General features: G+C 69.2%; 14 protein-coding genes. 5 read left to right on the forward strand and 9 right to left on the reverse strand.

Annotated features, from left to right (window positions below; all coding sequences use genetic code 11):
- Window positions 1-50 precede the first annotated feature (50 nt).
- On the reverse strand, window positions 51-671 hold the full coding sequence (locus tag ACFYR3_RS02235) for a heme-copper oxidase subunit III (protein ID WP_389281081.1): 621 nt from the start codon (window positions 669-671) through the stop codon (window positions 51-53).
- A gap of 202 nt (window positions 672-873) precedes the next feature.
- Here ACFYR3_RS02235 and ACFYR3_RS02240 point away from each other — a divergent pair, with 202 nt between their 5' ends.
- Window positions 874-1,275, forward strand: coding sequence for a hypothetical protein (locus tag ACFYR3_RS02240; RefSeq protein ID WP_389281082.1), 402 nt, complete (start codon window positions 874-876; stop codon window positions 1,273-1,275).
- A gap of 29 nt (window positions 1,276-1,304) precedes the next feature.
- Here ACFYR3_RS02240 and ACFYR3_RS02245 read toward each other — a convergent pair whose 3' ends face one another.
- The 4 genes from ACFYR3_RS02245 to coxB form a co-directional block, all read right to left on the reverse strand.
- Window positions 1,305-2,576 carry an Ig-like domain-containing protein gene (locus ACFYR3_RS02245; protein WP_389281083.1) on the reverse strand — a complete coding sequence of 424 codons (1,272 nt, stop codon included), beginning with the start codon at window positions 2,574-2,576 and terminating at the stop codon, window positions 1,305-1,307.
- A 130-nt stretch (window positions 2,577-2,706) separates the two neighbouring features.
- Window positions 2,707-3,105: a cytochrome c oxidase subunit 4 gene (locus tag ACFYR3_RS02250; RefSeq protein WP_389281085.1), complete on the reverse strand. Its 399-nt coding sequence runs from the start codon at window positions 3,103-3,105 to the stop codon at window positions 2,707-2,709.
- Window positions 3,102-4,838: a cytochrome c oxidase subunit I gene (gene ctaD, locus ACFYR3_RS02255; protein WP_389281087.1), complete on the reverse strand. Its 1,737-nt coding sequence runs from the start codon at window positions 4,836-4,838 to the stop codon at window positions 3,102-3,104. Before ctaD ends, ACFYR3_RS02250 begins: the two co-directional genes overlap by 4 nt.
- Window positions 4,835-5,800, reverse strand: coding sequence for a cytochrome c oxidase subunit II (coxB, locus tag ACFYR3_RS02260; protein ID WP_389281089.1), 966 nt, complete (start codon window positions 5,798-5,800; stop codon window positions 4,835-4,837). Before coxB ends, ctaD begins: the two co-directional genes overlap by 4 nt.
- Before the next feature lie 270 nt (window positions 5,801-6,070).
- Here coxB and ACFYR3_RS02265 point away from each other — a divergent pair, with 270 nt between their 5' ends.
- Window positions 6,071-7,453 (forward strand): cysteine desulfurase/sulfurtransferase TusA family protein, encoded by a 1,383-nt coding sequence (locus ACFYR3_RS02265; protein ID WP_389281091.1) that lies wholly within the window; start codon window positions 6,071-6,073, stop codon window positions 7,451-7,453.
- Between the two features lie 148 nt (window positions 7,454-7,601).
- Here the strand turns inward: ACFYR3_RS02265 and ACFYR3_RS02270 are convergent, their stop codons facing one another.
- Window positions 7,602-8,576: a carbohydrate kinase family protein gene (locus tag ACFYR3_RS02270; protein WP_355857412.1), complete on the reverse strand. Its 975-nt coding sequence runs from the start codon at window positions 8,574-8,576 to the stop codon at window positions 7,602-7,604.
- Between the two features lie 133 nt (window positions 8,577-8,709).
- On the opposite strand from ACFYR3_RS02270, the gene ACFYR3_RS02275 reads away from it, so the two are divergent.
- Together ACFYR3_RS02275 and ACFYR3_RS02280 are read left to right on the forward strand one after the other, a co-directional pair.
- Entirely contained in the window at window positions 8,710-8,931 is a 222-nt protein-coding gene (locus tag ACFYR3_RS02275) for a hypothetical protein (protein WP_328555959.1), read from the forward strand.
- Between the two features lie 210 nt (window positions 8,932-9,141).
- Complete coding sequence (locus tag ACFYR3_RS02280; RefSeq protein WP_389281093.1) at window positions 9,142-11,529, forward strand: hypothetical protein; 2,388 nt, start codon at window positions 9,142-9,144, stop codon at window positions 11,527-11,529.
- A gap of 206 nt (window positions 11,530-11,735) precedes the next feature.
- Here the strand turns inward: ACFYR3_RS02280 and ACFYR3_RS02285 are convergent, their stop codons facing one another.
- Window positions 11,736-12,092: an iron-sulfur cluster assembly accessory protein gene (locus ACFYR3_RS02285; protein WP_261706957.1), complete on the reverse strand. Its 357-nt coding sequence runs from the start codon at window positions 12,090-12,092 to the stop codon at window positions 11,736-11,738.
- Window positions 12,093-12,431: 339 nt separating this feature from the next.
- Here ACFYR3_RS02285 and nadA point away from each other — a divergent pair, with 339 nt between their 5' ends.
- Window positions 12,432-13,616, forward strand: a complete 1,185-nt coding sequence (gene nadA / locus ACFYR3_RS02290; protein WP_355857416.1) for a quinolinate synthase NadA — start codon at window positions 12,432-12,434, stop codon at window positions 13,614-13,616.
- A gap of 76 nt (window positions 13,617-13,692) precedes the next feature.
- On the opposite strand, the gene ACFYR3_RS02295 is transcribed toward nadA, so the two are convergent.
- Together ACFYR3_RS02295 and ACFYR3_RS02300 are read right to left on the reverse strand one after the other, a co-directional pair.
- Complete coding sequence (locus ACFYR3_RS02295; protein ID WP_389281096.1) at window positions 13,693-14,805, reverse strand: glycoside hydrolase family 19 protein; 1,113 nt, start codon at window positions 14,803-14,805, stop codon at window positions 13,693-13,695.
- Between the two features lie 236 nt (window positions 14,806-15,041).
- Entirely contained in the window at window positions 15,042-18,191 is a 3,150-nt protein-coding gene (locus ACFYR3_RS02300; RefSeq protein WP_356783630.1) for an efflux RND transporter permease subunit, read from the reverse strand.
- Window positions 18,192-18,209: the final 18 nt, after the last annotated feature.

Genomic DNA, 18,209 nt, shown 5'->3' on the forward strand with positions numbered 1-18,209 from the left:
GTCAGGATCTTCTGCGTCGGTGCTTCTGGATGTTTCGGGCCTGGGCCCGATTACTTGATCAGGTAGATCGTGGCGAAAAGGCCGATCCAGACGACATCGACGAAGTGCCAGTAGTAGGACACGACGATGGCGGCGGTTGCCTGCTCGTGAGTGAACCTCCGAGCCGCGTAGGTGCGACCGAGGACCAGCAGGAAGGCGATGAGGCCGCCCGTCACATGCAGTCCGTGGAAGCCGGTGGTCAGGTAGAACACCGAGCCGTACGGGTCGGAGGAGAGCGAGAGCCCGTCCTTCTTGACCAGTTCGGTGTACTCGAAGACCTGACCGCCGATGAAGATCGCACCCATCATGAAGGTGACGATGAACCACATCCGGAGCTTCTTCACGTCCCCGCGCTCGGCGGCGAACACGCCGAGCTGACAGGTCAGGGAGGAGAGCACCAGGATCGTGGTGTTCGTCGCCGAGAACGGAAGGTTGAGATGGCTTGCCATCGCCTTCCAGTGATCCGGCCCGGTCACCGATCGCAGGGTGAAGTACATCGCGAAGAGGGCCGCGAAGAACATCAGCTCGGAACTCAGCCAGATGATGGTTCCGACGCTGGTGAGGTTCGGCCGATTGACCGACGGGTGCGCGTGCCCGGTTTCTACTGTCGTTGCTGTCGCCACGACCGACATTATGTCGGTCGCTTATCCCGCCCTCACCCCGGGGGGTGCCGTTCGGGGTGTTGACGGGGTGTGTCCAGCCCGTATGGCCCATCGAAGCCCTGTCCGAACCGGTGTTGACGAGGTGTTCAAGGGAGTAGCATCCGCGCATCGGGCCGGGGACGATCAGCCCGATCGCTTGATGTCCGTACGACGCTGACGTCTCGGAGGAAGAATGCAGCCGACCGCCACGGTGCTGGTCTACAGCGACGACTCCAACACCCGCGCACAGGTGCGGCTCGCCACCGGGCGCAGGCCCGCACCGGACGTTCCCCTCGTCGAGTTCATCGAGTGCGCGACGCCGGCCGCCGTCATCAGGGAGCTCGACAAGGGCGGCATCGACGTCTGCGTGCTGGACGGCGAGGCGGTTCCGCTGGGCGGCATGGGGGTGTGCCGGCAGATCAAGGACGAAATCTTCAACTGCCCGCCCGCGCTGGTGCTCATCGGGCGCCCGCAGGACGCCTGGCTGGCCACCTGGAGCCGCGCGGACGCCGCGGTGACCCTGCCGGTCGACCCGGTGGAGTTCGCCGCCTCACTGGCCTCCCTGCTGCGTCGCAGGAACCTTCAGAGCGCCTGAGGAACCCGCGCCCCGCGAGGGGCGCGGCCTCACACGCTCTCGGGACGCAGCCTCGCGCGCTGGGCCGGGCTCGGGGCGTCCGGGGATCCGCCCACCAGGGCGCTGCCCGCGCGCCAGTTCTTCCAGCCGAGGTTCCAGTCGCCGAACCCGTTGCCGAACGCGTCCATCGTCTTGCCTTCGGAGTTGACGACCTTGACGATGTCGCCCTCGTTGAACGTGTTGAAGAACCACTCGGCGTTCTCGGTGCTCATTCCGGTGCAGCCGTGGCTGACGTTGGCGTACCCCTGCGAGCCGGTCGACCAGGGCGCGGCGTGCACGTACTCGCCGCTCCAGGTGACCCGTGTCGCGTAGTACACGGGCAGGTCGTAGGAGTCCGAACTGCCCTCGGCGATACCGATGCTGGTCCCGCGCATCCGTACGAAGTACTCCTTGCCGAGCACGACCTTGACGCCGTTGCGGGTGTCGAAGCCGGGCTTCCCGGTGGTGACGGGGATCTCCTTGATGTCCTGGCCGTTGCGGTAGACCGTCATGGAGTGTGTGGCGGCGTCGGTCAGGGCGATCAGGCGGTCGCCCGTGGTGATCTTCACGGGCTTGGCGTCGCCGCCCCAGAGACGTTCGCCGATCCTGACGCCGGCGAGGTTGCTGTGCGCCGTGATGGTGGCGTGGACGGGCCAGTAGTCCTTCGGGCGGTAGTGCAGCGTCTTGTCGTCCACCCAGTGCCAGGCGCCGTCCACCGCGGGGGTGGAGTCGACTCTGAGGGCGCGCTCGACGACGGTGCGGGCCGCCTTGTCCTTGACGGGGGCACTGAGTTCGGCCGTTATGGGCTGGCCGACGCCGTACTTGCCCGTCTTGGGCCCGAATCCGACGTTCAGCAGCTTCTTGGCCTTGGGCGTGCTGGTGTCGAAGCCGATGACCTTGCGGCCGGGGGCGCCGTCCTCGTCCTCGGTGCTCACGCGCACTGTGTAGTGGGCGCCTGCGGCGAGGGGCGAGGTGCTGTGCCAGCGGCTGCCGTCGGCGGCCAGTTCGCCCGCGACATAGCGTCCTGACGCGTCCGTGGCGGTCACGTCGGTGATGCGTCCGGCGTCACTCTCGGAGGTGATTTCCAGGGGCTTGTCGGGGTCCACCTTCGTCGACTTCTTGCTGTCTCCGGAGAGGCCCTTGAACGAGATCTGTCCCGCCGCGTCGTACGGCTTCGCCGAGAGCGGGTGGCCGTCGGAGCCGCAGGCGGTGGCGCCCGCTCCGAGGGCGACCACCAGCGCGGTGCAGCTGACGACCGTGCGGATTCGCGGTGAGTGGTTCATGAGCTCACGTTATGAACGCTCGTCAAGCACGGCGCGCCGAGTGAGCCGAGTGAGGGACGGAAGTCGCGGCAAACGAGGGAGCCCGGACTCTCCTGACGGAGTGTCCGGGCTCCCGGGCGTTCAGCGCGTGCTACTGGGTGCGGTTCTCACCGTGGTAGTACTCGAAGACCCAGCCCCACAGGCCGAGCACGATGAGCGGGGCCGCGAAGTAGAGCAGCCACCAGCCGAAGACGACGGACGTGAAGGCGAGCGCGCCACCGACGGCGAGCGAGAGCGGCTGCCAGCTGTGCGGGCTGAAGAAGCCCACCTCGCCGGCCTCGTCCGCGACGTCGGCCTCCTTGTTGTCCTGCGCCAGCTGGTCGACCCGCCGGGCCGTGAAGGCCAGGTAGTAGCCGATCATCATGCTGAGACCGAAGCCCATGAAGAGGGCCGTACTACCGGCCGGCTCCTTGGACCACACGCCGTAGACGATCCCCATGATGAGGAGGAATGCGGCCAGCCAGAGGAACATCTTGCCTTGGACCTTCACTTGCCCTCCTCCTTGCCGCCGCCGAGGGACGCCGAACCGTGACCGGCGTTCTCGAGCTGGTCGAGAGCGGCGATCTCCGGGTGGTGCAGGTCGAACGCCGGGGATTCACTGCGGATCCGCGGCAGCGTGAGGAAGTTGTGCCGCGGCGGCGGGCAGGAGGTCGCCCACTCAAGCGAACGGCCGTAGCCCCACGGGTCGTCGACCTCGACCTTCTTGCCGTACTTGGCCGTCTTCCACACGTTGTAGAGGAACGGCAGGACCGACAGGCCCAGCAGGAACGAGCTGATCGTCGAGATCGTGTTCAGCGTGGTGAAGCCGTCGGCCGCGAGATAGTCCGCGTAACGACGCGGCATGCCCTCGGCACCGAGCCAGTGCTGCACCAGGAACGTGCCGTGGAAGCCCACGAACAGCGTCCAGAAGGTGATCTTGCCGAGACGCTCGTCGAGCATCTTGCCGGTCATCTTCGGCCACCAGAAGTGGAAGCCGGAGAACATCGCGAACACCACGGTGCCGAACACGACGTAGTGGAAGTGCGCCACCACGAAGTACGAGTCGGACACGTGGAAGTCCATCGGCGGCGAGGCCAGGATGACGCCGGTCAGACCACCGAAGGTGAACGTGATGAGGAAGCCGACGGCCCAGAGCATCGGTGTCTCGAAGGACAGCGAGCCCTTCCACATCGTTCCGATCCAGTTGAAGAACTTCACGCCGGTCGGTACGGCGATGAGGAACGTCATGAAGGAGAAGAACGGGAGCAGAACGCCACCGGTGACGTACATGTGGTGCGCCCACACGGTCACGGAGAGACCGGCGATCGCGATGGTCGCGCCGATCAGGCCCATGTAACCGAACATCGGCTTGCGCGAGAACACCGGGATGACTTCGGAGATGATGCCGAAGAACGGCAGGGCGATGATGTACACCTCTGGATGGCCGAAGAACCAGAAGAGGTGTTGCCAGAGCAGGGCTCCGCCGTTTGCCGCGTCGAACACATGCGCACCGAATTTTCGGTCCGCCTCCAGCGCGAACAGCGCCGCCGCGAGGACGGGGAAGGCCAGCAGCACCAGGACCGCGGTGAGCAGCACGTTCCACACGAAGATCGGCATACGGAACATCGTCATGCCGGGAGCGCGCATGCAGATGATCGTGGTGATGAAGTTGACCGCGCCGAGGATGGTGCCGAAGCCGGAGAAGGCCAGACCCATGATCCACATGTCCGCGCCGATGCCCGGCGAGCGGACCGCGTCCGACAGCGGGCTGTAGGCGAACCAGCCGAAGTCGGCCGCACCCTGCGGGGTGAGGAAGCCGCCGACGGCGAGCGTCGAGCCGAAGAGGTACAGCCAGTAGGCGAACATGTTCAGCCGCGGGAACGCCACGTCGGGCGCGCCGATCTGGAGCGGCATGATCCAGTTCACGAAACCGGCGAACAGCGGCGTCGCGAACATCAGCAGCATGATCGTGCCGTGCATCGTGAACGCCTGGTTGAACTGCTCGTTCGTCAGGATCTGCAGTCCGGGACGCGCCAGTTCCGCACGCATCAGCAGCGCCATGACGCCGCCGATGAGGAAGAACGCGAACGACGTCACGAGATACAGCGTGCCGATCGTCTTGTGGTCAGTGGTGGTGAGCCACTTGATCACGACGCTGCCGGGCTGCTTGCGCCGTACCGGCAGCTCGTTCTCGTACGAGTCTTCGGCTGCGGCGGCACCCTGGGGTTCGTTGAGGATGCTCACAGGTTGTTCGTCTCCCGGTTCTTCTCGTGGCCCGTCTGCTCAATGCCGGCCGGGACGTAACCGGTCTGTCCCTTGGCCGCGAGCTGCTTGAGGTGGGCCTCGTAGCGCTCGGGGGAGACGACCTTCACGTTGAAGAGCATCCGGGAGTGGTCGACGCCGCACAGCTCGGCGCACTTGCCCAGGAAGGTGCCCTGACGGTTCGGGGTCACCTGGAAGGAGTTGGTGTGCCCCGGGATGACGTCCTGCTTCATGAGGAACGGCACCACCCAGAAGGAGTGGATGACGTCACGCGAAGTGAGGACGAACCGGACCGTCTTGCCCTCGGGGAGCCAGAGGGTCGGACCGGGGTTGCCCGTCTGCGGGTTCTTCGTGGCGGGCGTGCCGACGTCGTAGACACCGCCGGCGTTCGCCGGGAAGTCCTTCTTGAACCGGTCCGGAATGGCGGCCAGGTTCGGGTCGGTCTTGGCGTTCCCGGAAGAACCGGGGACGTTCTCGATGTAGTTGAAGCCCCAGCTCCACTGGAAGCCGACCACGTTGACCGTGACGTCGGGCTTCGGGCTGAGGCTGAGGAGCTTCGTCTCGTCACGGGCGGTGAAGTAGAACAGCACCGAGACGATGATGAGCGGGACCACCGTGTACAGCGCCTCGATGGGCATGTTGTACCGGGTCTGCGGAGGAACTTCGACCTTGGTCCGGCTGCGCCGGTGGAAGATGACGCTCCACAGGATCAGGCCCCAGACCAGCACGCCCGTAGCGAGCGCGGCCGCCCACGAGCCCTGCCAGAGGGAGAGGATCCGAGGAGCCTGCTCCGTGACCGGGGTGGGCATACCAAGGCGGGGGAAGTCTTCCCAGTTGTACGAGCAACCAGTGGCTGTCGCCAGGACCAGGCCCGCAGTCATTGCCTGCAGCAGCTTCCGCCGCATCGGGCGCCGCGGCGAGCGGTCGGAGCCGTTGGGACTCACGTAGCGCCTTCCCGAGAGTCTCGCCCGCGCTGTTGGCTGCGGCCTTCTCGCTGGTCCGGTCGCCGCCCTGCGTCGGGCAGGGGTTTGGATGTTTATGCGGACCAAACCCTACTGGACGCTATTTGGGGTCGCGCGGGGAGGGTGCCCAACGCGCCGCCCGACTCCCCGAAGGAGTGCTGTTTCTCCTGCAAGGCCCTGTCGGAGCACCTGGAATGCCCCAGTCCGGATGGCTTCTGACGCCCCCTTGGGAGCACGGGCTAGCGTGGTGGCGTGTCCTACTTCGACGCCGCGTCCGCGGCTCCGCTGCACCCCGTCGCCCGACAGGCCCTGCAGGCCTCGCTCGACGAGGGGTGGGCCGATCCCGCCCGCCTCTACCGTGAGGGCCGGCAGGCCCGGCTGCTCCTCGACGCGGCACGCGAGGCGGCGGCCGACGCGGTGGGCTGCCGCCCCGACGAACTGGCCTTCACCGCCTCCGGCACCCGCGCGGTGCACTCCGGGATCGAGGGTGCCCTGGCGGGTCGGCGGCGCGTCGGAGACCACCTGATCGTGTCAGCCGTCGAACACTCGTCGGTACTCCATTCGGCAGACGCCCACGAGGCGTCGGGCGGTGCGGTGGCCCGGGTTCAGGTCGACCGCGGGGGGCGGGTGTCCCCCTCTTCCTACGCCGCCGCCCTGCGCCCCGACACCGCGCTGGCCTGCCTCCAGTCCGCCAACCACGAGGTGGGCACGGAGCAACCGGTGGCCGAGGTGGCACAGATGTGCCAGGAGGCGGGAGTGCCCCTGCTGGTGGACGCGGCGCAGTCGCTGGGCTGGGGGCGGGTGGAGGGTGCCTGGTCCCTGTTGACGGCAAGTGCCCACAAATGGGGCGGCCCTTCGGGCGTCGGGCTGCTCGTCGTGCGCAAAGGGGTACGGTTCGCGCCCCAAGGCCCCGCGGACGAGCGGGAGTCGGGGCGGGCGGCGGGGTTCGAGAACATCCCGGCGATCGTGGCCGCGGCGGCTTCGCTGCTTGCCGTCCGCGCGGAGGCGGCCGGGGAGGCGGTACGGCTGCGTGAACTGACGGAGCGGATCCGCGCGCGGGTGCCCGCACTGGTGCCGGACGTCGAGGTGGTCGGCGACGCGGTCCGCCGGCTCCCGGGGATCGTCACCTTCTCCTGTCTCTATGTCGACGGAGAGACCCTGCTCCACGAACTGGACCGCTCGGGCTTCTCGGTCTCCTCGGGCTCGTCCTGCACGAGCAGCACCCTCACCCCCAGCCATGTCCTGAAGGCCATGGGCGTCCTGAGCGAGGGCAATGTGCGGGTGTCGCTGCCTCCCGGCACCTCGAACGAGGACGTCGACCGCTTCCTGTCGGTCCTCCCGGGCGTGGTCGCGGGGGTCCGCGAGAAGCTGGGGGCACCGACGGCGGTGACGAAGGTCCCCGCCTCGGTCGACACGCTGGTGGTCGACGCGCTGGGCCGGCGCTGCCCGATCCCCGTGATCGAGCTGGCCAAGGTCATCGGGGACGTGCCGGTCGGCGGCACGGTCCGGGTCCTGTCCGACGACGAGGCGGCCCGCCTCGACATCCCCGCGTGGTGCGAGATGCGGGGCCAGGAGTACGTCGGGGAGGAGCCGGCGGACCACGGCTCGGCCTATGTGGTCCGCCGGCTGTCCTAGCTGTCCCAGCTGTCCTGGAACCCGACCCGCGAGCCGGGCCGGAACCTCCACCCGGGCGGGGCGGGCTCCCGCCTCCGCCGGGGCGAGCCGGGCCCTGGCCTCCGCGCGGCGGAGGCGGGCCCGGACCGTGGACCAGGAGAACCGTGGCCTAGGAGAGGTGCGTCCGGACCTCGGTGGCGGCCTCGTGGCCGTACGCCTTGGTGAAGCGGTCCATGAAGTGGGCGCGGCTCAGCTGGTACTCCTGGGTGCCGACCGTCTCGATGACCAGGGTGGCGAGCATGCAGCCGACCTGGGCGGCGCGCTCCAGGGAGACGCCCCAGGCGAGACCGGAGAGGAAGCCGGCGCGGAACGCGTCACCGACACCCGTCGGGTCCGCCTTGAGCTCCTCCTCGGGGCAGCCGACCTCGATCGGGTCGTCGCCGGCGCGCTCGACACGGACACCGCGCGAGCCGAGGGTGGTCACCCGGTGGCCGACCTTGGAGAGGATCTCCTCGTCGGTCCAGCCCGTCTTGGACTCGATGAGTCCCTTCTCGTACTCGTTCGAGAAGAGGAACGTCGCGCCGTCCAGCAGGATCCGGATCTCGTCGCCGTTCATGCGCGCGATCTGCTGCGAGAAGTCGGCGGCGAAGGGGATCGCGCGAGAGCGGCACTCCTCGGTGTGGCGGAGCATCCCCTCGGGGTCGTCCGCGCCGATCAGGACGAGGTCGAGACCGCCGACCCGGTCCGCGACGGCCTTGAGCTCGATGAGGCGGGCCTCGCTCATCGCGCCCGTGTAGAAGGAGCCGATCTGGTTGTGGTCGGCGTCGGTGGTGCACACGAAGCGCGCGGTGTGCAGCACCTCGGAGATGCGCACGGAGGCGGTGTCGACACCGTGCCGGTCCAGCCAGGCGCGGTACTCGTCGAAGTCGGAGCCCGCCGCCCCGACCAGGATCGGACGGGTACCGAGCTGGCCCATGCCGAACGCGATGTTCGCGCCGACCCCGCCTCGGCGGACATCGAGGTTGTCGACCAGGAAGGAGAGGGAGACCGTGTGCAGCTGATCGGCGACCAACTGGTCGGCGAAGCGGCCGGGGAAGGTCATGAGGTGGTCGGTGGCGATGGAGCCGGTGACTGCGATACGCACGGCTAGGACACGCTCCTGCGAGGGGAGGGGATTGACACTTAACGCTACCGGGTCCGCACACGACCCCTGAAGGGCCAAAACTACCCGATAGTAGATCTTTCTTCGTGACGGCAACGGTGCATACGGTTCCGGTATGACGAACCTCAAGGTCCATGACACCGCTCCGCTCGGCCCGGTCAGTGACCTGGAAGGCGATCTGGCGTCGCTGCGCGGCGACTGCGCCCGGATGGCCGGCCACTGGTCGGCTCCCGCACCGGTCCCTCCCCTCCACGTCTCCCTCTCCCTCATCCACGGGGTGACCGTCCCGCCCACCTCGGCACGGCTGCTGGACGCGATGTCCGACTACGGCGACTGACCGGCGCCGACCGTTCGGCGCCGCCGTACGGGTGACAGTCCCGGCGGCGCCGAACGGGTGAAGACGGAGTGCGCCCGCAGGGAACCGTGCGCTCCCCCGCTGCGTCCCAACGCTGTCCCTCGTATAGGGGATGCGCTATACGACCCTGGAGAGCCCGTCATTTGACAGGGCCGGGTCATGGGAATGCAGTGGAGCCGAAGGAGCGATGCGGTGAGCACCGAGCGACCCGACAACGACGCGACCGATCCCGTCGAGGGTCACGCCAGGGGTCCCGTCGAGGGCCCCGCCGAGGACGCCGTCGCGGGTCCCGCCGACGCGGCCGACGAGACGGTGGAAGGTTCCGTGGACGGGACCACTCATGGGACCGGCGCGGATTCCGGCGAGGTCCCCTCCGACGTGACCGTCGAGGGGACCGCCGAGGCTTCCGTCGAGCGTCCCACCGAGGGCGCCGTCGAAGGCCCCGGCGAGCGTTCGCCCGAGGCGGCCCCCGGAGATCCCGGCGACGGATCCACCGGCGGAGCAGCCGAGGGGTCCGGCGCGGGTCCTGCGGAGAACTCCGCCGAACGCGGCATCGCCGGTTCCGACGCGGGTCCCGGCGAGGCCGCCGTCGGAGGTCACGCGAAGGGCCCCGGCGACGCTTCCGCCGAGCCTCCCGGCGAAGATGGCGCCGAGCGTCCCGTCGAGGATCCCGCCGAAGCAGCTGCGGAGACTCCGGCCGACAGCGGCGTCGCGGGTTCCGCGGAAAGCGGCGTCACGGGTCCCATCGAAGGTGCCGTCGGGAGTCCCGCCGAAGGACACGCCGAAGGGCACGCCGACGGGCACGCCGAGGGCACGCTCGACGGGTACGCCGAAGACACTGCCGACGGGCACGCCGAAGGCACGCTCGACGGGCAGGCCGAAGACACTGCCGACGGGCACGCCGAAGGCACGCTCGACGGGTACGCCGAAGGCACCGTCGAAGACACTGCCGTCGGGCACGCCGAAGGCACGCTCGGCGGGCACGCCAAGGGTGTCGTCGTGAGTCCGGCCGACGGTTCCCGCGACGGGCACGCCGGGGATTCTCTCGGAGGTGCCGTCCCGGAGATCGTCGGAGGTCCCGTCGAGGGTGCCGCGGCCGGTGGGGTGCGTCGGCGGCGGAGCCCGGCGGTCGTCGCCTCGGTCGTCGCCGCAGTGCTGCTCGTCGGGGGCGGCGGCGCGTACTTCGCCGCGACCGCGTCCGGCGGCGGCCGTTCCGGTGCGCCCGGCGCCGACGGCAATCCCCCGCCGCTCGCCCTCGACGGCTACGCCGCGAACACCGGGGCCACGGGCGGTACCGCCGGCATCGCTCCCGGCGAGCCCAACCCCTACGGCGCGACCTACCGCGCGGACGGCACACTCCCCACGGGTCCGAACTCGGCGCACGTCCAGTGGGCCGAGGGCAGCGTGACCCGGGCCGAGGTGGCCCGGCTCGCGAAGGCCCTGGACCTGGCGGGCACACCCCGGCTCGTCGGGGACGCCTGGACGGTCGGCACCGCCAAGGACGGCGCCGAGCCGAACCTGCGGGTGAACGCGGACGCCCCGGGGACCTGGACCTTCAGCTCCTACATTCCGGGGACCGACAACTGCGCCAAGGGCAAGATGTGCCGGCCGATCGGCTCCGGTTCCCTGACCGAATTCGCGCCGCCCCCGGTGAGTGAGGCGGCGGCCAGGAAGGCGGCGGCGCCCGTGCTGAAGGCGGTGGGCCAGGACGACGCGAAGCTGGACGCGAGCCAACTCATGGGCCGCGTGCGGGTGGTGAACGCCGACCCGGTGGTGGGCGGACTGCCCACCTACGGGTGGACGACCGGCCTCCAGATCAACGTGGACGGTCATGTCATCGGCGGCAGTGGCCAGTTGAAGACGCCGGTGGAGGGGGACGCGTACCCGGTCGTCGGCGCGCGGAAGACGCTGGACCTGATGAACGGGTCGGCGTCGGCAACGGGCGACCGGCGCATGGGCATCGGCGGCTGCGCCAGCCCCGTACCGCTGAAGGACCGGGACGAGATGCCGTGCGAGCACCCGACCCCGGCACCGAGGCCGGAGTCGGTGACGGTCGTGAAGGCCACCTTCGGACTGGCGGCGCACCGCGCGAACGGGCGGCAGGCACTGGTGCCGTCCTGGCTGTTCGAGGTGCGGTCGCCCGGCGCGGACAACACCTACACCGTGACGCATCCGGCGGTCGCCCCGAAGTTCCTGGCCTCGCCGGCCTCCTCGGCGCAGCCGAGTCCGGACCCGACCGTGCCCCCGAACGAGCCGTCCTCGCCGGCGGCCACCCGTGACGTCGACGTCCAGGGCTACACCGCGGACGGCAAGGACCTGACGGTCAGCTTCACCGGCGGAGTGTGCGCCGACTACACGGCGTCGGCGAGCGAGAGCTCCGGCAAGGTCACCGTCACCGTGACGGAGAAGCCCTGGAAGAACAGGATCTGCATCCTGATCGCCAAGATCTACGAGAAGACGGTGCACCTGGACGAGCCGCTCGACGGCCGCACGGTCGTGGGGACGGACGGCAAGGCGATCCACCACGGGAGTTTCGACACACCCGAGCCGTCCGGAGCGACGTCGGGGGGCGCCCGCTAGCGGCTGCCCGGCAACGGCTGCCCGGTCCCGGACACACCGTCCCGGATACGCGAAGGCGGCGTCCCCGTCGGAGGGGGACGCCGCCTTCGTCCGTACTCGGCGGTACGCACGCGTTCGGCCGGAGCCGTGAGCCGCGGGCTCGGCTCAGTGGCAGTCGGGGCCGGCTGAACACGCCCGGAATGATCTCGGGCCCCGCCGGTCCCGGACTAGCTGAAGGAGTCGCCGCAGGCGCAGGAGCCCGTCGCGTTCGGGTTGTCGATCGTGAAGCCCTGCTTCTCGATGGTGTCGACGAAGTCGATCGAGGCGCCGCCCAGGTACGGGGCGCTCATGCGGTCGGTGACGACCTTCACACCGTCGAAGTCCTTGAGGACATCGCCGTCGAGCGAGCGCTCGTCGAAGAAGAGCTGGTACCGCAGGCCGGAGCAGCCGCCGGGCTGAACGGCGACGCGCAGCGCCAGATCCTCGCGGCCTTCCTGGTCGAGCAGGGCCTTGACCTTGGCCGCGGCGGCGTCGGACAGGATGATGCCGTCGCTCACGGTGGTGGTCTCGTCCGATACGGACATCTGCTTCTCTCCCGGGTTGTACGGAGACTGCTTGCCGACGGTTGCAACCGGCGGGGCCGCGGATTCATTCCGGGGCCGAGCTCATGTCTTTTGCCTTCTCTCTTCATGCTCGCACATACGCCCGCGCACGCACACCGACCTGTGGAGAACCCCACGGACACCGGGGTGTCACCCGCCGGAGAGGCGACCGGGATTCACGTCACATGGACGCTATGGCCATCGTCAACGTGACGTGAAGCGGTTATGATAGATAGCGTCAATTCGACGAAAAGGCATCGTTCCGCCGGGCCCGCTCCCTTACGAGCCCGGCGAGCCGCAGAAACAGAAAGGGTGCGTGTCGTGACCACCGCCCAGACCCAGGACCTCGACGTACAGCCGACGCCCCTCGCTCTGCTGCTGCTCGGCCGCCAGGCCGACCCGAAGAGCGAGCGGGGCGTCGAGTGCCCCGGCGACCTGCCCTCTCCGTCCGACCCGGACCTGGTCGAGCGCGCGCGTGCGGCCAAGGAGAAGCTCGGCGACAAGGTCTTCGTGCTCGGCCACCACTACCAGCGCGACGAGGTCATCCAGTTCGCGGACGTCACGGGTGACTCCTTCAAGCTGGCCCGCGACGCGGCGGCCCGCCCGGAGGCCGAGTACATCGTCTTCTGCGGTGTGCACTTCATGGCGGAGTCCGCCGACATCCTCACGGGCGACGCCCAGAAGGTCGTCCTGCCGGACCTCGCCGCGGGCTGCTCGATGGCCGACATGGCCACCGCCGAGCAGGTCGCCGAGTGCTGGGACGTGCTGACCGAGGCCGGCATAGCCGAGCAGGTCGTGCCCGTCTCGTACATGAACTCGTCCGCGGACATCAAGGCGTTCACCGGCAAGCACGGCGGCACGATCTGTACGTCGTCGAACGCCCAGCGGGCCCTTGAGTGGGCCTTCGAACAGGGTTCGCAGGTGCTGTTCCTGCCCGACCAGCACCTCGGCCGCAACACCGCCGTCCGCGACCTGGGCATGTCCCTGGACGACTGCGTGCTCTACAACCCGCACAAGCCGAACGGCGGGCTGACCACGGAGCAGCTGCGCGACGCGAAGATGATCCTGTGGCGCGGCCACTGCTCGGTGCACGGCCGCTTCAGCGTGGACTCGGTGAACGACGTGCGCGAGCGCATCCCCGGCGTCAACGTCCTCGTGCACCCCGAGTGCAAGCACGAGGTCGTCGCGGCGGCGGACTACGTCGGCTCCACGGAGTACATCATCAAGGCCCTGGAGGCCGCCCCGGCCGGCTCCAAGTGGGCGATCGGCACGGAGCTGAACCTCGTACGGCGTCTGGCGAACCGTTTCGCGCCCGAGGGCAAGGAGATCGTCTTCCTCGACAAGACGGTCTGCTTCTGCTCGACGATGAACCGCATCGACCTGCCGCACCTGGTGTGGACCCTGGAGTCCCTCGCCGAGGGCAACCTCGTCAACCGCATCGAGGTCGACAAGGAGACCGAGGCGTTCGCGAAGCTGGCGCTGGAGCGCATGCTGGCACTGCCGTAGACCTGGCGGCTCGAAGGCAAGGGGCGCCCCTCGGTCATGAGGGGCGCCCCTTGCCGTCGAGCCGCCGGCAGTGCCGTCAGCAGTAGAGGTTGGCTCCCGGCGTGACGCCGAGGATCGATGTGAAGCGCTGGTAGGCGTCCACGCGGCTCTGCACCTGTGCGGGGTTCCTGCCGTCGCACTCCAGCGAGCCGTTGATGCTGCGGATGGTCTGGCCGAAGCCGGCGCTGTTGACCATCGCGTTGTGGGGGGTCATGGTGCCGGGGCCCGACTGGGTGTTCCAGTACCAGAGGCCGGTCTTCCAGGCCACGGCCGAGTCGTTCTGGACGAGCCAGGGGTTGCCGAGCAGGTCGATGCCGAGCGCGTCACCCGCGGCCTTGTAGTTGAAGTTCCAGCTGAGCTGGATCGGGCCGCGCCCGTAGTACGCCGCCTGGCCGGCCGGGCAGCCGTAGGACTGGCTCCAGTCGCAGTAGGTGGGGTAGTTGGCGGTGTTCTGCTCCACCACGTAGACGAGTCCGCCGGTCTCGTGGTTGACGTTCGCGAGGAACGCCGCGGCCTCCTGCTTCCTGACCGTGTCGCTGCCGGTCGTGGTGAAGGCGGGGTAGGCGCCGAGCGCGGCGGTCAGGCCGCTGTACGTGTAGAAGGAGTTCCGGTTCGGGAACATCTGGTTGAACTGGGCCTCGGAGACGACGAATCCGCTCGGGGTGCCGCCACCGGTGGCCGGAGCCGTCCACTTCTGGTTCGCGCCGCCGGTGCAGGTCCAGATCTGCAGCCGGGTGGAGTTGGCCGAGTTGTTCCCGGTGACGTCGGCGCACTTGTCGGCCTGGGGGTTCACGATGTCCCGGGCGGCGGTGACGACCCACTGCTGGTTGGGGCCGCCGGTGCAGTCCCACAGCTGGAGCTGGGCGCCGGAGGCGGTCGAGTTGCCGGTGACGTCCAGACACTTGCCGAGCGCCCGGATCGTGCCGTCCGCACCGACGTTCCACTGCTGTGCGGCGGTGCCGTTGCAGTCGTAGAGCTGGACGGCCGTGCCGTTGGCGGTGCCCGCGCCGGCCACGTCGACGCACTTGCCCGCGAGGCCGCTGATCTGCCCCGTGGCGGCCGCGGCGGGCGAGGCCGGGAGCACGCTCAGCAGTCCGAGGACAAGGGTGCCGACCGCGGCGTACGCCGCTCGTCTCCATTTGTTTTGCATGCCCATGTCATACCTTTCGCCGATGTGCGCCCTGAACGTTCCGGTGGGGGGCCGAAAGAGAGGTGTTCATCAGTTGTTTTAAGGCGCAAGCAAAGCCGCGTCAAGGCTTTGGTATGGACCAATTCCGGAGGGCTCGGGTGCGGCCGGGATCCCGGCGGCTCCGGTGTGGCCGAAAAGCGGCGGGCCCCCGCCCCGGCGCGTGAACGCCGGGGCGGGGGCCCGTTACTGGAACCGGATCAGACTCCGGCCGGCTCCGGGGACTTGTCCTCGTCGCCGACGGCGCTCTCGCCGGACTCGCCGGACTCGGCTTCCTTCTTCGCCGAATCCCGCTTCGCCGCCCGCTTCTTCGCCCGGCGCTCCTTGCGCAGTTCGAGCATCGCGTAGAGCGTCGGAACGAGCAGCAGCGTCAGCAGCGTCGACGTGATGAGACCGCCGATCACGACCACCGCGAGAGGCTGCGCGATGAAGCCGCCCTCGCCGGTCACGCCCAGCGCCATCGGCAGCAGCGCGAAGATCGTCGCCAGCGCCGTCATCAGGATCGGGCGGAGCCGGTGCCGGCCACCCTCGATCACGGCCTCGACCACGCCGTAACCCTGCGCGCGGTACTGGTTGATGAGGTCGATCAGCACGATCGCGTTCGTCACCACGATGCCGATGAGCATCAGCATGCCGATCATCGCGGGGACGCCCATCGGGGTACCCGTGACGACGAGCAGACCGATCGCGCCGGTCGCCGCGAACGGGATCGACACCAGCAGGATCAGCGGCTGGACCAGCGAACGGAACGTCGCCACCAGCAGCATGAAGACGATCGCGATCGCCGCCAGCATCGCCAGGCCGAGGTTCTTGAACGCGTCGCTCTGGTCCGAGGAGACACCGCCGATCGCCGCCGTGGCACCGGCGGGCAGCTTCAGCGTCTTGAGCTTCGCCGTGAGATCCGCGCTGACCGCGCCGGTGTTGTCACCGGTCGGCTTGGCCGTGATCGTGGCGGCCCGCTGGCCGTCGATGCGGGTCATCGAGACCGGCCCGTCGACCAGCTTCACGTCGGCGATGTCACCGAGCTTCACCGCGCCGAGCCGCAGCCCGCGCAGCTCCTGGAGCGTGCCGACCGGCTCGGCCGTCTTGATGACGACGTCCCGCTCGGTGTTGTCCAGGATCGCCTTGCCGCTGGTCGTGCCGCGGACCGCCTGGGTGACGGCCGCGCCGAGCGTGGCCTCGTTGAAACCGGCCGCCGCCGCCTTGGAGTTGGCCGTGACCGAGATGCGCGGCACGCTCTGGGAGAGGTCGCTCGTGACGTCGGTGACGTCGTCGAGCTTGGCGACCTCGTCGCGGACCTGGCCGGCCGCCTTGCGCAGCACGTCCCCGTCCGCCGCCTTCACGACGACCTTGAGATCCTGGCTGCCGAACCCGTTGCCGGCCGAGACCGTGAGGGTGCCGGCGCCGGAGAGCCCGCCGAGCCCCTTCTGGATACGGGCCTGGACGTCCTTGGAGGACGCGGAGTCCTCCAGCATGACCTGGTACGACGCCTGGTTGGTGTCCGTACCGCCGCCGAAGGCCGCCAGGAAGCCGGACGAACCGATGGTGACCTGGTAGTCCTTGACGCCCTTGACGCCGGCGAGGACCTTCTCGACCTTCCGCGTCTGCGCGTCGGTCGCGGCCAGGCTGGTGCCCGGCTTCAACGCCTGCTTGACGGTGAGGACTTCCTGCTCGCCCTGGTCGAAGAAGTTCGTCTTCAGCAGGGGCGCCATGCCGAACGTGCCGACGAGGATCGCGGCCGCGATGAGCAGGCTGGTCAGCCGGCGACGGGTCGCGAAGCGCAGGACGGGGACGTAGAAGCGCTGGAGACGGCTGCGCTCCTCCTTCTCCTCGGCCTGGCGCCGGGCCTCCTCGGCGTCCGCCGGGGTGCCCTTGGGGGCGCGCAGGAACCAGTACGAGAGAACCGGGACGACCGTCAGCGAGACGAGCAGGGACGCGAGGAGCGCCGCCGTGACCGTCAGGCTGAAGGAGCCGAACAGTTCGCCGACCATGCCGCCGGTCAGACCGATCGGGAGGAAGACGGCGACCGTGGTGAGCGTCGAGGAGGTGACCGCGCCGGCCACCTCGCGGACCGCGGTGAGGATCGCCTCCTCGCGCTCCTCGCCGTATCCGAGGTGCCGCTTGATGTTCTCCAGGACGACGATCGAGTCGTCGACGACCCGGCCGATCGCGATGGTGAGCGCGCCCAGCGTCAGCATGTTGAGCGACAGGTCACGGGTCCACAGCACGACCAGGGCCAGCACCACGGACAGCGGGATGGACACCGCGGTGACCAGCGTCGAACGGATCGACGCGAGGAAGAGCAGGATGACCAGGACCGCGAAGAGCAGGCCGAGGGCGCCCTCGGTGGTCAGCCCGTGGATGGACTTGGAGACCGCCGGTCCCTGGTCGCTGACGACGGTGATCGCCGACCCCGCGCCCAGGTCGGCCCGCAGGCCGGGCAGCTTCTTCTTGACCGCGTCGGAGATGGCGACCGCGCTGCCGTCGTGGGACATCGTGACGGTCACGGCGAGGCTCGGGCGGCCGTCGGTGCGCGTGATGGAGTCGGCCTTGGCCTGCTCCTGCTGGACCGTGGCGACACTGCCGAGGCGCACCGGCTTCTTGCCGGGCAGCCCCGTGACCATCAGGTCCTGGATCTGCTTCAGCGAGGTGAAGCCGCCGCCGACCCGCACGGTGCGGTTGCTGCCGCCCTCGTCGAAGGAGCCGGCCGGAACGGTCGCCCCGCCCGCCTGGAGAGCCTGGCCGAGGGCGGCCGGGGTGAGACCGGCCTTCGCCAGCTTCTTGTCATCGGGCGTGACGGTGACCTGGAGGTCCCGCACACCGGCGACATCGACCCGGCCGACGCCGTCGATGCCCTCGAGGGTGGGGACGACCGTGCGGTCGAGCCGGTCGGCCAGGGCCTGCTGGTCCTGGCCGGAGGTGACGGCGAGGACGACGGTCGGGATGTCGTCCGTCGAACCGGCGATGACCTGCGGGTCGACGCCGTCCGGGAGCTGGGCGCGGGCCCGGTTGACGGCCTGCTGGACATCGGCGACGAGCTGCTTGGTGTCGTTGCCGTAGTCGAAGGACGCCATGATCACGGCGTTGCCCTCGCTCGCGGTGGAGGTGACACCGGTGATGCCGTCGACGGCCTGGAGGCTGTTCTCGACGGGCTCGACGACCTGCTTCTCGACCACATCCGGAGACGCACCCTGGTACGGCGCGAGCACGGACACCACGGGCAGTTCGATGGTGGGCAGCAGCTGCTGCTTGAGCTGGGGGATCGCTATCGCCCCGAAGACGAGCGCGATGATCGACATCAGCCCTATGAGGGCCCGCTGCGCGAGGCTGAATCTGGACAGCCAGGACATGGGTGGTGGGTCTCTCTT

The sequence above is a fragment of the Streptomyces sp. NPDC005784 genome, assembly GCF_042871525.1.
In the GTDB taxonomy this organism is placed as follows: Bacteria; Actinomycetota; Actinomycetes; order Streptomycetales; family Streptomycetaceae; genus Streptomyces.